General features: G+C 69.9%; 15 protein-coding genes, 1 pseudogene and 1 riboswitch. Of the genes and pseudogenes, 6 read left to right on the top strand and 10 right to left on the bottom strand.

Features of this window, described 5'->3' with window-relative positions; genetic code table 11:
• Positions 1-3 precede the first annotated feature (3 nt).
• The 5 genes from ACWC0C_RS23540 to hemL all read right to left on the bottom strand — a co-directional run bounded on the left by ACWC0C_RS23540 (position 4) and on the right by hemL (position 4941).
• Positions 4-771, bottom strand: a complete 768-nt coding sequence (locus tag ACWC0C_RS23540) for a cytochrome c biogenesis CcdA family protein (RefSeq protein ID WP_449196419.1) — start codon at positions 769-771, stop codon at positions 4-6.
• Between the two features lies 1 nt (position 772).
• Positions 773-1363, bottom strand: coding sequence for a TlpA family protein disulfide reductase (locus tag ACWC0C_RS23535; RefSeq protein WP_450865652.1), 591 nt, complete (start codon positions 1361-1363; stop codon positions 773-775).
• 126 nt (positions 1364-1489) lie between these two features.
• The gene (locus ACWC0C_RS23530; protein WP_449196421.1) at positions 1490-2755 is read right to left on the bottom strand and encodes a hypothetical protein; all 1266 of its coding nucleotides are present in this window, start codon (positions 2753-2755) and stop codon (positions 1490-1492) included.
• 147 nt (positions 2756-2902) lie between these two features.
• Complete coding sequence (locus tag ACWC0C_RS23525; protein WP_449196422.1) at positions 2903-3619, bottom strand: histidine phosphatase family protein; 717 nt, start codon at positions 3617-3619, stop codon at positions 2903-2905.
• Complete coding sequence (gene hemL, locus ACWC0C_RS23520) at positions 3616-4941, bottom strand: glutamate-1-semialdehyde 2,1-aminomutase (RefSeq protein ID WP_450865649.1); 1326 nt, start codon at positions 4939-4941, stop codon at positions 3616-3618. Before hemL ends, ACWC0C_RS23525 begins: the two co-directional genes overlap by 4 nt.
• Before the next feature lie 562 nt (positions 4942-5503).
• Between hemL and ACWC0C_RS23515 the strand changes: the two genes are divergently transcribed.
• The 5 genes from ACWC0C_RS23515 to ACWC0C_RS23495 all read left to right on the top strand — a co-directional run bounded on the left by ACWC0C_RS23515 (position 5504) and on the right by ACWC0C_RS23495 (position 9560).
• Entirely contained in the window at positions 5504-5941 is a 438-nt protein-coding gene (locus ACWC0C_RS23515) for a hypothetical protein (protein ID WP_003974483.1), read from the top strand.
• Between the two features lie 71 nt (positions 5942-6012).
• Positions 6013-6534: a hypothetical protein gene (locus ACWC0C_RS23510; protein WP_450865647.1), complete on the top strand. Its 522-nt coding sequence runs from the start codon at positions 6013-6015 to the stop codon at positions 6532-6534.
• Positions 6535-6649: 115 nt separating this feature from the next.
• Positions 6650-7183 carry a hypothetical protein gene (locus ACWC0C_RS23505; RefSeq protein ID WP_450865645.1) on the top strand — a complete coding sequence of 178 codons (534 nt, stop codon included), beginning with the start codon at positions 6650-6652 and terminating at the stop codon, positions 7181-7183.
• A gap of 10 nt (positions 7184-7193) precedes the next feature.
• A complete protein-coding gene (locus ACWC0C_RS23500) occupies positions 7194-8207 on the top strand; it encodes a hypothetical protein (RefSeq protein WP_450865644.1) in 1014 nt (337 codons plus the stop codon).
• A gap of 42 nt (positions 8208-8249) precedes the next feature.
• Positions 8250-9560, top strand: a complete 1311-nt coding sequence (locus ACWC0C_RS23495; RefSeq protein WP_450865642.1) for a Dyp-type peroxidase — start codon at positions 8250-8252, stop codon at positions 9558-9560.
• A 117-nt stretch (positions 9561-9677) separates the two neighbouring features.
• Here ACWC0C_RS23495 and ACWC0C_RS23490 read toward each other — a convergent pair.
• The 5 genes and pseudogenes from ACWC0C_RS23490 to ACWC0C_RS23470 all read right to left on the bottom strand — a co-directional run.
• A pseudogene (locus ACWC0C_RS23490) lies at positions 9678-10151 on the bottom strand (L-tyrosine/L-tryptophan isonitrile synthase family protein); the annotation flags it as partial.
• A gap of 292 nt (positions 10152-10443) precedes the next feature.
• Positions 10444-11034: a sigma-70 family RNA polymerase sigma factor gene (locus ACWC0C_RS23485; protein WP_450865641.1), complete on the bottom strand. Its 591-nt coding sequence runs from the start codon at positions 11032-11034 to the stop codon at positions 10444-10446.
• 166 nt (positions 11035-11200) lie between these two features.
• The gene (locus tag ACWC0C_RS23480; protein ID WP_450865639.1) at positions 11201-11893 is read right to left on the bottom strand and encodes a hypothetical protein; all 693 of its coding nucleotides are present in this window, start codon (positions 11891-11893) and stop codon (positions 11201-11203) included.
• 77 nt (positions 11894-11970) lie between these two features.
• Positions 11971-12549, bottom strand: a complete 579-nt coding sequence (locus ACWC0C_RS23475) for a copper chaperone PCu(A)C (RefSeq protein WP_450865638.1) — start codon at positions 12547-12549, stop codon at positions 11971-11973.
• A gap of 237 nt (positions 12550-12786) precedes the next feature.
• Complete coding sequence (locus ACWC0C_RS23470; RefSeq protein ID WP_450865636.1) at positions 12787-13170, bottom strand: ArsR/SmtB family transcription factor; 384 nt, start codon at positions 13168-13170, stop codon at positions 12787-12789.
• 87 nt (positions 13171-13257) lie between these two features.
• Positions 13258-13447, top strand: a riboswitch (cobalamin riboswitch).
• Positions 13448-13471: 24 nt separating this feature from the next.
• On the opposite strand from ACWC0C_RS23470, the gene ACWC0C_RS23465 reads away from it, so the two are divergent.
• A complete protein-coding gene (locus tag ACWC0C_RS23465) occupies positions 13472-14581 on the top strand; it encodes a HoxN/HupN/NixA family nickel/cobalt transporter (RefSeq protein ID WP_450865634.1) in 1110 nt (369 codons plus the stop codon).
• Positions 14582-14597: the final 16 nt, after the last annotated feature.

Genomic DNA, 14597 nt, shown 5'->3' with positions numbered 1-14597 from the left:
CGATCAGATCCCCACAGTGAAGCCGTCGGACCAGGTCTGCACCTGCTGCACCAGACTGTCCCAGGCCCCCGTCAGCAGCAGCACACCGGTCGCGATCATCATCGTGCCGCCGATGCGCATCACCCAGACGTAGTGGCGCTTGACCCAGCCGAACGCGCCGAGCGCCTTGCGGAAGGCGATGGCGGTGAGGACGAAGGGGATACCGAGGCCGAGGCAGTAGACGACCGTCAGCAGCGCGCCCCGCGCGGCGCTCGACTCGTTCCAGGACAGGATGTTCACCGAGGAGAGCGTCGGGCCGAGACAGGGGGTCCAGCCGATACCGAAGAGCGCACCTATCACGGGCGCGCCCAGCAGACCGGTGGCCGGCCGCTTGTGGAGGCGGAACTCGCGCTGGGTGAACCAGGGCATCAGCCCCATGAAGAAGACGCCCATGAGGATCATGAGCACGCCGAGCACCTTGCTCAGCGGGTCCTTGTAGGCCTGCAGCGTCGAGCCGAAGTAGCCGAACAGCGCGCCGCCGGAGATGAACACCGCGCTGAAGCCGAGCACGAACAGGGAGGCCCCGGCGACCATCCGTCCCCGTCTGGCCTCGGCCAGGTCGGTGCCCGCCACACCGGTGACGTAGGAGAGATAGCCGGGAACCAGCGGCAGGACACAGGGCGAGAAGAAGGAGATGAGGCCGCCGAGCAGGGCCACCGGCGCGGCGACCAGCAGGGCACCGTGGAGCACGGTCTGGTTCTGACCCACCGCCAGCGTCACGAGTGCGCTCACGTCACTTCTCCGCGACGACCGGCTCGAGCATCTTCAGCAGGGTGGTGTCGTCGAGCGCCTCCAGGGCCCGCGCGGCGACCTTCCCGTGCTTGTCGATGATGAGCGTGGAGGGGATCAGCTGCGGGTTGAGCGTGCCCCGCTTGAAGCGGAGCATCAGCTTGCCCGTGGGGTCGTACAGGCTCGGGTAGCCGATCCCGTACTCCTTCTCGAAGGCGAGTGCGGGGGTGGTGCTGGTGTCCCGGGTGTTGATGCCGACGAACTGGACGCCCTTGCCCTCGTACTGCTTCGCCACCTTGGACAGGTACGTGGCCTCCTCGCGGCACGGCCCGCACCACGAGCCCCACACGTTGAGGACGACGACCTTGCCCTTGTAGTCGGCGACGTCCAGGGCCTTGCCCTCGAGGGTCTTGCCGGACAGGTCCGGGGCCGTGGCGCGCTCGCCCACCGGCACGGTGCTGATGCCGTTGTTGCCGGTGACGAAGTTGGTGTTGCCACCGCCGCCGGAGGTGCCGCCCTTGCCGCACGCGGACAAGGTCAGGGCCGCGACGGCGGCCACGGCGCTGAGCAGGACGGCGCGGCTACGGGTACTCATGTGAAAAGTTTCGCATGCCGGTTCCGGGGATCTCGCGCGCCCCCCTGCCGGGCGGAAAACCGCATTTCAGGGCGTATTTACACGGGACATTTCCGGCAGGGGGCGGAGGCGGGGGCGAACGAGGGTCTAGGCGAGGAAGGTCTTCCAGCCGCCGGCGGGCTTCTGCCCGACCTCCAGCGTGCGCAGCTTGGCCAGCACCTCGGGCTTCTGTACGTCGATCCAGTCGACGAACTGCCGGAAGGAGACCATCCGTACGTCCGCGCCCTTCTCCTTCTCCCGCGCGATGTGCTTGAAGGCCTCCTCGACGGAGTCCATGTAGATGCCGCCGTTCCACTGCTCGAAGTGGTTGCCGATGAAGAACGGCGCCCGGTTTGACTCGTATGCCCGCTGGAAGCCCGCTATGTACGCCCCCGCCGACTGCTTGCGCCAGCCCGGGTAGTTGTAGGCGGGCGCCTTGGTGGTGTTCACGGACTGGTTGGCGAGCATGTTGTAGTCCATGGACAGGACCTCGAAACGGCGCCCGGGGAACGGGATCTGCTGCAGGGGCAGGTCCCAGATGCCGTGCCGCTTCACCGGCCAGACCTGGCGGCCGCCCGGCGAGGAGGCGTCGTAGCGCCAGCCCAGCTCGCGGGCGGTGGGCAGCAGGTTGTCCTGACCGAGCAGACAGGGCGTACGGCCGCCGGCCAGCTCCTTGTCGTAGTCGAAGGGGAGCGGGTCCAGGTCGTGCCAGCCGGTGTTGGTCTTCCAGTTCTTCACGAAGGACTTGGCCTGGTCGATCTCGCTGCGCCACTGCTGCGGCGTCCAGAACTTGACCGAGCCGTGGGTCTCGCCGCAGAAGTGCCCGTTGAAGTGGGTGCCTATCTCGTGGCCCTCGAGCCAGGCGCGGCGGACGTTGGTCAGCGTGGCCTTGACGTGGTCGTCGGCGAGGTAGCCGATGGCGGAGGCGCCACGCGGGTTGTTCGGGGGCTCGTACATCCGCTTCTTCGACTCGGGCAGCAGGTACAGCCCCGAGAGGAAGAAGGTCATGCTCGCGCCGTGCTCCTTGGCGAGGTCCAGGAAGCGCGGGAAGAGGCCGTTGCCGACCTCGCCGGCGCCGTCCCAGGAGAAGATCACGAACTGCGGCGGGGTCTGACCCGGCTGGAGCGGCTCGGGCTTGGCCGGCTGGTGCGGCTGCTTGCCCGTGAAGGCCGTGGAGCCGTCGCCGATCGGCTTGGCCGGACGCTCGGGGTGGTCACCACCCTGGCCGTTCTTGCCGTCACCGGAACCGTTCGTGTGCCCGGCACCGTCCGATGACGTGTTGCCCCCGCACCCGGCGAGGGTGGCGGCGGCCGCCGCGCCCGCGCCGAGGCCGAGCATTCCCCTACGGGAGAGATTCCGGGAGACGGTGCGCATGGAAATCCCCGATTCGTCGCGCCTGCTGGTAGTCACCCAGTGAGATGGCGCAACGATCGGGGAGGTTCACCTTGATTCGTATGTTTTTCGCAATAACTCCGGCAAAAGCGGCCTACGGCATGTCAAATGAACTGCCACAAGTGACAGTTACGCGCCGAAGGCCTTGCCCTTTCCCTGCACCGGCTTGGCACCGGCCCGCAGATGGGCCGGGACGAGATCGATGGCGGGCTCGCTGTAGCCGACCGACACGATCTTGTCGCCCAGATAGGTGAAAGTCGTCAGGGAGGCGAGCGTGCACTGCCGCTTGCGCGGATCGTGCCACAACCGCCGCCGCTCGACATAGGACCGCACGATCCAGATCGGCAGCTGATGACTGACCAGCACCGCCTCGTGCCCGCGCGCCTGGTCCTTGGCCGCGTTCAGCGCGCCCATCATCCGCACGACGATGTCGACGTACGGCTCACCCCAGGACGGCTTGAAGGGGTTGACCAGGTGCTTCCAGTTCTCCGGCTTGCGCAGCGCACCGTCGCCCACGCCGAAGGTCTTGCCCTGGAAGACGTTGTCGGCCTCGATGAGCCGCTCGTCGGTGTCCAGGTCGAGTCCGTGCGCCTTGGCGATCGGGGTGGCCGTCTCCTGCGCCCGCTCCAGCGGCGAGGCGCAGACGTAGGTCACGTCCCGCGAGGCGAGGTGCTCGGCGTCCCGGTCGGCCATCTGCCGGCCCAGCTCGGACAGGTGGTAGCCGGCCAGCCGCCCGTACAGGATCCCGGTCGGGTTCTCCACCTCACCGTGCCGCACGAGATGGACGACGGTGACGTCCTTGTCGCTGCCGCTGCCGCCGGTGCTGCTGCTGGTGCTGTTGCTCACGCGGTGGCCTCCGCAGCCGCCCGGGCCGCCGCCGGAAGGGCGTCGGCGATCTTCTGGATGGCCCGCTCGTCGTGGGCCGTGGACACGAACCAGGACTCGAAGGACGACGGCGGCAGATAGACGCCGTTCGCCAGCAGCGAGTGGAAGAACGCGGTGAAGCGGTACGACTCCTGCCGCTTGGCGTCCTCGTAGGTGCGCACCTGCCGGTCGGTGAAGAACACCGAGAACATGTTGGAGGCGGTCTGCAGCCGGTGCGCCACGCCCTCCTTGCTCAGCGCCTCGGTGACGAGGGCCTGGATCTGCGCGGACACGGCGTTGACGGTGTCGTACGCGGCGTCGTCGAGCAGCCGCAGCTGGGCGAGCCCGGCGGCGGTGGCGACGGGGTTACCGGACAGCGTCCCGGCCTGGTACACGGGCCCGGCGGGAGCCAGGTGAGCCATCACATCGGCCCGTCCCCCGAAGGCGGCGGCGGGGAAGCCACCGCCCATCACCTTCCCGAAGGTCATGAGGTCGGGCTTGACGCCGTCGACCCCGTACCACCCGGCGCGGCTGGTCCGGAAGCCCGTCATGACCTCGTCGGAGATGTAGAGGGCGCCGTTCTTGTGGCAGGCGTCCTTCAGCCCCTGGTTGAAGCCGAGGTCCGGCGGCACGACGCCCATGTTGCCGGGCGAGGCCTCGGTGATCACGCAGGCGATCTCGCCGGGGTGCCGGTGGAAGGCCTCCTGCACGGCTTCGAGATCGTTGTACGGCAGCACGATCGTGTCGCCGGCCTGGGCGCCGGTGACGCCGGGGGTGTCGGGCAGGGCAAAGGTCGCGACCCCGGACCCGGCGGCGGCCAGGAGGGAATCCACGTGCCCGTGATAGCAGCCGGCGAACTTGATCACCTTGGACCGCTGGGTGAACCCGCGGGCGAGCCGGATCGCGGACATGGTCGCCTCGGTGCCGCTGCTGACCAGCCGCACCTGCTCCACGGGCGCCACCCGGGCGACGATCTCCTCGGCGAGCGCGACCTCGCCCTCACCGGGCGTACCGAAGGACGTACCGCGCGCGACCGCCTCCTGGACGGCGGCGATGACCTCGGGGTGCGAGTGCCCGAGGATCATCGGCCCCCAGGAACAGACCAGGTCGACGTACTCGCGCCCATCGGCATCGGTGAGGTAGGCCCCCTTCCCCGACACCATGAACCGAGGCGTGCCGCCGACGGCGCGGAAGGCGCGCACCGGCGAGTTCACACCGCCTGGGGTGACGGCGGAGGCACGGTCGAAGAGCGCCTGGGAGACGGGCGCATCGTAGGGATAGGGCGTTTCGCTCTGGGCACTCATGACGTGCGACTTCTCCGCCTTCTCGGACTCCGGTTGGGTGGTGACCTCCTCAGGGTAGGCCGCGGCCCGGCCGGGAGGCGGCCGGCCTCCGGTCCGCAGCGCCACCGGGCCGGCATCTGCGAGACTGAGAGCTGATACACACAGCTCATACGCACGTAATGACCAGGGGCCGGAAAATAACCCGTGGACTGTTGTTCCACCGCACGTTTCGGCGTGCGGCCGTGGGGGAGGTCACTGACACGATGATCGGGTTGCGCGGCGGGGGCCACGCGTCCTAGAAAAGCAGTCGGGTGGAGATATGCATCGCGGTGGCGGACTGGGCGAGGGGACTGATGACCTGGGTCCTCGACGTGCCCGGCGGGGAAGGCACCGGCGCGACGCGGAGGAAACGACCGAGGCACGGCAGAGCGACGCACGTCAGACACAGGATGTACCGGGTGAGCCCGATCGGTACGACCGGCGGACCGACCGGCAGCTGGAGAGCCAGCTCGACCGGCCGGCCGACCGCCGGCTCGACCACCGGGCCGACCGCCTGAGGGCGGGGAGCAGGAATGGTGGTCGGGTGGGGGTGACGTACAAATACTTCGGCGCGCCCGACGGCGCGACCGCGGCCCGCGTGCCCATCTCGATGCGCCCCGAGGAGCTCGGCGGTGACGAGCTGGGCATGAACGGCATGTTCACCAAGATCAAGCCGGAGACGATGGCGGCGATGGTACTCACCGGCATCGAGGGCGTCCCCCTGCACAAGGTCCCGCCCCTGGAACTGGTCGTCCTGCACCCCGACTACGCGGTCGTCAAGCTCCCCATGACCGTCGTCGACCCCCTGCGCGGCATCGGCGAGGAAGCGGTCGGCGCGGCGGCCTTCATCTGGTCGACGGTGCCGGACCGGGGCGGGCCGCGGGATGCGTTCAATGTGTACCAGTTGCTGCACGAGTGGCAGGACTTCTCGCATCGGCTGCATGAGGCGGGGCATCAGCCTTATTGCCTTGTCTGGCCCTGAGCGCGGAGCCTGGACGCGGCAGGAGAACCTGTGGCCGTGCGGCGCGCGGCGGGTGTGACCAGACTGGGACCATGGAAGGCCGGGCTCCCTCGCAGGCTGCGGACGTGCCCCAGCCGGAGGCTGCCGAGGGGCAGGAATACATGGGAGCCGTGTACGGCTCGCTGCTCGCGGCCTCGGTGGTGGTCGGGGCGGGCTCACTCGGTTCCTTCCCCCGGCTTCAGCTCGTTCTCCTCCTGCTGTGCACCGGCATGGTGTCCTGGGCGACCCGCGTGTACGTCCGGCTCTTCTGGGAGCGGATCAAGGGCGTGCCCGTGGGCCTGAAGGAGGCCCGTGGAGCGTGTGCGGCCGAGTGGCCCGTGATCATGGCGGCCGTGCCACCGGCCGTGGCGGTGGCTGTCACACCCCTGCTGGGTATCGGTACGCAAGGGGCGGTGTGGCTGGCCCTGGGCGTAGCGCTGGCCGGTCATGTCGGCTGGTCCACGCTGGCCGCCCACCGCGCGGGGGCCACACGGCGGGCTGTGGTGACCGCAGGGGCGGTCAACCTGTTGCTCGGCCTGGTCGTCGTTGTCTTCAAGGTCGTCGTCAAGCGCTGACGCCGTAGCGGTCCGAGCCGTTGACCGGCTCTCCCGCCCGGCAGGCGCCCTCCGCCACCGAGTGCGACGCTGGGAGTGGTCCCGTCCCGGCCTCTGGAACGCGGGAGGAGCGGACATGGAGATCAAACCGCAGGCAGTCGTCATCCCCAAGGACACCGGCCACCTGGAACAGGGGAAGTACGGCCCCGTCTTTCCGAGAACCCCGGCCTGCTATGGGTTCACCATCGTCGCGAAGGTCAAACCGGGCAGGGCCGACACGATGCGGGAGTACGGCCACACCCTGGCCAAGGCGCTGGAGCAGGATCCGTACCTTCTCGCACCGCTGAAGCTGCACTACCTGCGCTGGGTTCTCTTCGACGACGACACGCGCTTCATGTACCAGGGCATCTTCGACACCGACTTCGACAAGTACACCGAGGACGCCGTCGCGCTCTTCAGCAAGGCAGGTGTGAGCACCGCCTTCGAGAACCTCGAGGGGTTTCCCGAGGACTGGCGCACCAACCCCGAGGCATTCGTGCGCTTCGTACGGGAACACCACTGTCCGAGCTTCATCGAGTACGGGGAGTATCCGTACGTGACGGCAGACGAGATCAAGAAGGCCTTGCGGATCAAGAACGCCCTGTCGGAGATGCTCGACCAGATGCAGTGAGACGATCGAAATGAGCGAGGCCAGAACCGCGCGGACGTACAACCAGAGGCACATTCCGCGGGAGTACACCCCTGGCGGGCGGCGGGTGAGCATCTACGTCTCGTGGAGCTATCCGGCCGAGGCGGGCCGCAACGCGGCCGAGCTGGACAACCGCTTCTCCACGATGACCGAGGTCAGGCGGGTGGCATGGCCGGCCTACGAGGACCCGCAATGGTCCGATCCGTACCGGTTCCAGCAGGGTATCGCCGGGTCACTCGAGCTGTTCTTCTGGGCCTGGGTGCCGTTCCAGGACTTCGTCGAGGAGGTCACGGGGCACCCCGTCCCGGTGTATCAGCGCATCGACCAGGCGGGTTTCCACACCCCGCTCGACGAGCGGGTGCTCGACGACACGGACGTCATGTTCGTGTTCGGGCTGGACCACGCGGTCACCGAGCAGGAGGCCCGGCCCGGGGAGATCGAGGCCCTGCGGGCGTTCCTCGCCCGGGAGGACACCCGTCTCGTCCTGGGCCCGCACCACGACGTCGGTGCATCGGACGACCCGTCGGTACGGGAGATGGAATACCTCCATCACGGCGATCCCCTGGTGCCCCGGCAGCAGCGATTCGCCACCTATGTGAGGGACTTGATGCGGGGGCTCGGGGTACCGGTCATGAACCGGTACGGGCTGCGCCCGGCAACGAGCGAGGGCAACCAGATCGTCCCCCTGTCCACGGTCAGGGACCTGGACCCGACGGGCTGGCTGGACGGGGTGACCAACTTCAACTTCCACATGCACCTGCCGCACTACGACGTGACGACCGACGCGCCGGACGCCATCCACGTGCTGGCCAGACAGCCGATCGACATGTCCAGGCCGCATCCGTTCACCGAGGCCGGGAACACCGAGTTCAACATGTTCCTGTGGATGCCTCCCGGCGGCGACCGCGCCGGCGATCTGCTGCTGGCGGACTCGACGATCTTCAGCTCGTTGTTCGGCGGGGACGAAAGCCTGCGGAACTTCTGGCGAAACCTCGTCTCCAAGTAGGGCCGCGGGGAGGTCGACGGTGAGCGTGCAGACGGACGACGCGTGGAACTCGACGATATTCAGCGCGGGGTGCTCAGCCCCCGGCCGACGCCTTATGCGGCGACTTACCTGGCCTTCCGCATCGACGACCGGGGGCATGGGCGGGAGCTGATGCGGCGCGCGAGTACGGCGGTGACCTCCGCGGCGGACTCGGTCAGCCCCTTGGGGGAGACCTGGGTGAGCGTGGCCGTCACCTGTCGCGGCCTGGAGGCGCTGGGGGTGCCTCGCACGTCACTGGACACGTTCGCCTGGGAGTTCCGGCAGGGGATGGCGGCCCGTGCCACAGCGCTCGGCGATGTGGGCGACAGCAGCCCGGAGCACTGGGAAGAGCCGCTGGGCGGCCCCGACGTCCATGTGGTGCTCACAGCGGTCGCGCCGGACCCGGCGCACCTGGAGGCGGCCGTCGACCGCGCCCGCCCCGCTTACGACCGGCTCACCGGCGTGACGGCGATATGGCGGCAGGACTGCTACGCGCTGCCCTCCGAGACCGAGCATTTCGGCTACCGCGACGGAGTCAGCCATCCGGCCGTCGAAGGCAGCGGGACACCGGGGTCGAACCAGTGGGAAGTGCCGCTGAAGGCCGGGGAGTTCGTCCTGGGCTACCGGGACGAGATCGGCGGCCTGCAGAGCCCGGAGCCGACCGTGCTGGGACGCAACGGCAGTTACGCGGTCTTCCGCAAGCTCCACCAGAAGGTCGCCGAGTTCCGGCGGTATCTGAAGGACAACTCCACCGGGCCCGAGGACGAGGAACTGATCGCCGCGAAGATCATGGGGCGCTGGCGCAGCGGCGCTCCCCTGGCGCTGACCCCGGACCACGACGATCCCGCGCTCGGCGCCGACCCGCACCGCCGCAACACCTTCCTGTACGAGGACGACGATCCGACGGGCTTCAAGACACCCGGCGGGTGCCACATCCGCCGGGCCAATCCCCGCGACGCCGCGGTGGCGGGAGAGGTGCGGCTGCACCGCATGATCCGGCGCGGCGCCGTCTACGGTCCGCCGCTGCCCGAGGGAGTGCTGGAGGACGACGGAGCCGACCGCGGCCTCATGTTCGCGTTCGTCGGCGCACACCTCGGGCGGCAGTTCGAGTTCGTCCAGTCCCAGTGGATGAACGACGGTGTCTTCTTCGGCGCGAACGACGCCAAAGACCCCGTCACCGGATCCCATGACGGGTCCGCCGGCTTCACCATTCCCCGACGGCCGCTGCGCCGGCGCCTCGCCCCACTGCCGCGGTTCGTCGTCACCCGAGGAGGCGAGTACTGCTTCCTGCCGAGCCTGGCCGCCCTGCGCTGGCTCGGCAATCTTCACGACTGACAGCGTGGCGAGCCCGTCAGTTCTGTTCGAAATGGCTTGGTCTGCCGTCCCGTTGGACCAGGCGGCCCAGGCTCGACTGCGTTGGATGACGGCGTAGGCGCGTTGTCGGCAGGCGCGTTGGAGGGCTGAGCGGGTGCCGGGCCAGTCGGCGGTGTCTTCGACGAGGAAGCGGGTGATGCCGCGGTAGAGGGCGAGGGCGTGGGCGTCGGCTCGGATCTCGGCGCGCAGGGCGTCCAGGGTGGGGGCGTAGTGGGCTTGGATGTGGGCGCGTTTCGTGTCGTGCAGGCGGTTGCCCAGGACGTTTCGCCGGTCGAAGAGGGACAGGTGGTCCAGGGCCGGTTGGGTCATCTGGGTGCGGAGTTCGTCGGCGTAGGCGTCGATGTGGGTGTCCGGGACGCCGATGGGGTCGCCGAAGACGTGGCCGTCGGGGCAGATGATCACGTGGGCGCCGGGCGGGTAGATCTGCTCGATCCGGGCGCACAGGGCGTTCAGGAAGGTGAGGGACAGGCGTTCGCCCTGGTCGGGGAGGTGGCCGAGGACCTTGGCCGGGTTGGGGGATCTACAGGGGAAGCCCGGCAGGGTGAAGACCACCGGGGCGCCTTCGCGTACGAAGTCGGCGATGCGGCCCCGGAGTCGGTCACAGGCATCGGTCGTAGGCGACCGGCAGGCACCGCCCCGAAGGCGCCCTGCGCCAGGCGGGCGGCGATCAGCCAGGCGGCCCAGGGAGCGGCGGCCGCGCTCCCGGATCCACTCGGTACACGGGCGAACCTCCGTCACCCGGTCCAGGAGTCGGGGTGAGGGCCGGGTGAGTTCCCGTCAGCCGGCCCTACGGCTCGAAAGGGTGCCGGTGCCGGGTGCTCCTCGGCACCGGCACCCTCTCGCGTCAGCAGGCCACCAGGGCGTCCATCAGGGTCGCGCGGGCCCGGGCCACGCGGGAGCGGACCGTGCCGATCGGGCAGTCGCTGACCTCGGCGGCCTCCGCATAGGGCAGGCCGAGCAGCTGCGTGAGGACGAATGCCTCCCGGCGGTCGTCGGGCAGCGAGGCCAGCAGATCGAGCAGTGCGATGCCGTCGTCGAAGCCGGGCAGGCCGCACGGCTGGGCCAGCTCGACGGCCACCTGCCAATCCGGTACGTCGGACAGGCGCGGGCGGGCGGCGGCGTACCGGTAGCTGTCGATCACCGCGCGGCGGGCGATGGACAGCAGCCAGGACCGGGCCGAGGAACGCCCCTCGAACCGGTGCAGACTGCCGAGCGCCCGCAGGAACGTGTCCTGGGCCAGATCGTCCACAGCCTGGGGATCGCCGCAGAGATGGGCGACGTAGCGCTGGACGTCCCGGTGCAGGGCGCCCACGAACTGCTCGACCGCGTCCTCGTCACCGCCTCGGGCGGCCAGCGCCCATGCGGTGATCGATTCGTCGAGCGCTGCCGTTTTGTCGCTTCGGGCGCGCGAGGTGGGCGGGGCAGAGGTAATCACCTGGTGTCCTTCTCGGGTCAACCGTGATCCGGACCAGGCACGCGGGACCGCGTGCGGTCCGGTGAAGTGGGGGACGGCCCTACGCCGGTGTGGCGCTGCAACGCCTGCGCGGTCGTACGGCCGTGGCCCGAGGCGCAGACGGGCAGCCTCGGGAAACCAGCTGTCTTCAGGCGACAGCGGTTCCCACGGGCGGACCCCGAGAAGTGATCGCGTGAACGAGGAGGAGAAGGCGCGGAGCCCGGTCCGAGCGACGGCGCCGCGGGCCGACACGCGGGCGGTCCGGAGCGAGGGGCAGGGCGAGCAGCAACCGCAGCGGCGCCGCGAGCCATCCGGCGGTCGCCCGCAGGATCCGGAAGGCGGCCTTCTCGCCGTACCCCAGCCACAGGCCGCACAGCAGCGCGGCGAGCAGGTGGGCGGCGAGCATGCCGAAGGACGTAGATCCGCCGTCCATGGAATGCCCCATGTGCCCCATGTGCGCCATACGGTCCATATGGTCTGCATGAGCCATGTGTCCCATGTGGCCCATGTGCATGGAGCCCATCGCCATCGAGCCCATGTCCATGGAGTCCATGCCGCTCATCCCCATGGAGGCCGAACCGCCGGACGCCGACTGGGCCCAGGAGAACGCCTCGTGCAGCCCGGTCTGGGCGGCCACGACGACCGTCACGATCAGTGGCAGCCCGCGCTCACGCCCCGCCAGGCACCAGCCCGCGGCGCCGGTCACGGCCAGGCCGGCGGCCAGCGCCCACGCGGGCACGTCGCGGCCGGACATCAGGACGTGACCCAGGGCGGCGAGCAGCACGCAGACGGCCGCGAACACCGCGGCCCGTATCGAGCGAGCACACCACCCTGCTGTCATGGCGTCCTCATCCTCGCATCCGGGCCGCGCTCGTCATGCGGGGGTACGGAAATCCACCGGCGAGAGCCGGCCGGTGATCACGAGGCGCGCCCGCCCGGGCGGGTCACCACCGCGATGGTCTCGACCGGCTCGCTGTGCTCGAAGTGCAGGGTGAACGGCACGAGGTCGCCCGCCCGCCAGCCCGGCTCGGCCCGCAGCGTCACATCCACGCCGGCCGGGGACATGGACAGCTCACCGCCCGCGGGGACGGCGGCGGAGCCGACGTCGGTCCTGTAGGCGGCCGCGCCGCCGGTCATACGGTGACGGGTGAGGGCGATGCCGCCGCGCGTGGCCGTGGACGTCACCTCGACCAGCCGGTCGTCCGCGCCGCCGAGGTTGGAGACGTCGAAGAACGCCGCGGTCTCCGTGCTGCCGCCGTAGGGCAGGAGGACCCGCCCGGACGAGACGGCGATCCGCGCCGGGCTGCCCGCCTTCCCGGCCCCGACCCAGGTGGCCAGGCCGCCCAGGGCGAGGCTGCACGCGGCGACGGGCGTGATCGCGGCCAGCAGGGCGTCGGCAAACCGGCGGCGCGAGGGCCGCCACGGGTTCTGCTCGGTCACACCGGGGTTCTGCCCGGCCACCGGGGTCGTCGAGGTCATCGGGTTCATCGGAGTCATCGGGTACGCCTCCTTGGCAGGAACCCGCACAGGGCAGGCGGCGGCACAAGCTTGCGCAGCGGGAATTGCCGGGGCTCGTCCATCAACCGCGTCTCCAGATCACGTCGTACGGCGTCGGCCGGATCGAGCCGTACCGGTGCAGGAGTCGGACCGGCCGGTGGCCGGGTTCCGGGGCGGGGCGCAGAGGTGGCGCACGTCACGTACGGGACGGCGACACCCGCCCGTACGTCCGCTGTTCTAGTGGGGCGGCGTGCCGTCGGCGCTCGTGGCGCGGGGCGCGCAGTGGTCGAGCAACTCGCGGACCGGGCCGTCGACGAGCCGGTAGCGCACGATCCTGCCGTCCTTGTCGCCCTCGACGACGCCCGCGGTGCGCAGGAGGCGCAGGGCCTGGGAGACGGCGGTGTCCCGCATCCCGGTGGCGACGGCGAGGTCGGAGACGGCGATGGGGCCGGCCTCGTGCAGGGCGAGCAGCAGCGACAGGCGCCCGGGATCGGCGAGCAGGGAGAAGCGTTCGGCCCAGGTGCGTACGCGCTCCGGCTCGCCGACGGCGGCGATGGCATCGCAGACCCGGTGACCGTCGATGGTGCGCCGGCCGGCGCGTTCCGCGGGGACGAGATGCATGGGCTCATCATCGCAGCCGCCGGTGTTCGGCTCTCCGGGCCCATACCTGCGCACCTGTGCAGCCTTGCAGTCGCGACCCGCGGCCTTCTAGGGTGAGCGGGCCGTGGTGTTCGGGAAGACCGGTGACGGCCCCTCAGGGGCCCAGTCCGGAGCGGCCCTCGCCACTGTGATCGGGAAGTTCCCGCCCCATGCATTGCCACTGGCCTCGCGGCCGGGAAGGCAGGGGCGGGCGCGTCGACCCGTCAGCCAGGAGACCGGCCACGGCATACGAGCTGTCCACGAGGTGCTGGAGCGTAACCGTATGACCGTGCCCCCAGGCGCGCCCGAAACCACCGCCGCCCCGTCCTTCCGCTGGCGCCGCGAGGACACCGTCCGCACCGCCGGTCTCCTGGCCGTGATCGTCGCCCTGCACGTGGTGGCCTTCGGGATCCTCTTCCTGCTCGTGGTGCCGGGTCACTACGAGGTCGGCTCCAAGGCGTTCGGCGTCGGCCTGGGCATCACCGCCTACACCCTGGGCATGCGGCACGCCTTCGACGCCGACCACATCGCCGCGATCGACAACACCACCCGCAAGCTGATGGCCGACGGCAAGCGACCGGTGTCGGTGGGCTTCTGGTTCGCGCTCGGCCACTCCGGCGTGGTGGTCGTCATGGCCGCGCTGGTCGCCGGGGGCGCCAAGCTCGCCGGCACCCTGATGAACGACGACTCGCGCACCCACCAGGTCCTCGGCACGGTGGGCACCACGGTCTCCGGCGGCTTCCTGTACCTCATCGCCGCACTCAACCTGGTGGCGCTGTTCGGCATCATGCGTGTCTTCAGGGCCATGCGGGCCGGACGCTACGACGAGGCCGAGCTGGAGGCACACCTGGACTCGCGCGGCTTCATGAACCGGATCCTGGGCCGCCTCACCAAGTCCATCCGCCGCCCCGGCCAGATGTTCCCGCTCGGCTTCGTCTTCGGCATCGGCTTCGACACCTCGACCGAGGTCCTGCTCCTCGCCCTGGCCGGCAACGGCGCAGCAGCCGGCCTGCCCTGGTACGCGGTCCTGTGCCTGCCCCTCCTCTTCGCCGCGGGCATGAGCCTCTTCGACACCCTCGACGGCACGTTCATGAACTTCGCCTACCAGTGGGCCTTCTCGAACCCCGTCCGCAAGGTGTTCTACAACCTCACGATCACCGGCCTGTCCATCGCCGTCGCCTTCTTCGTCGGCACGATCGAGCTGGTCGGCGTCCTGCACGACAAGCTCGGCCTCGACGATGACGTCACCGGCTGGATCTCGGGCCTGGACCTGGACAACGTCGGCTACGTCATCGTCGGTCTGTTCGTGGTCGTCTGGGCCGTGGCCATCGCCTACTGGCGCCTGGCCAAGGTCGAGGAGCGCTGGAACGCCCGTACCGCCGACACCGGCTGACGGTCTGCGCGCGGCA

It is taken from the genome of Streptomyces sp. NPDC001709, from assembly GCF_053596375.1.
The sequence above is the reverse complement of the archived record's forward strand: the minus strand, read 5'-3'. Positions and strand labels throughout refer to the sequence as shown.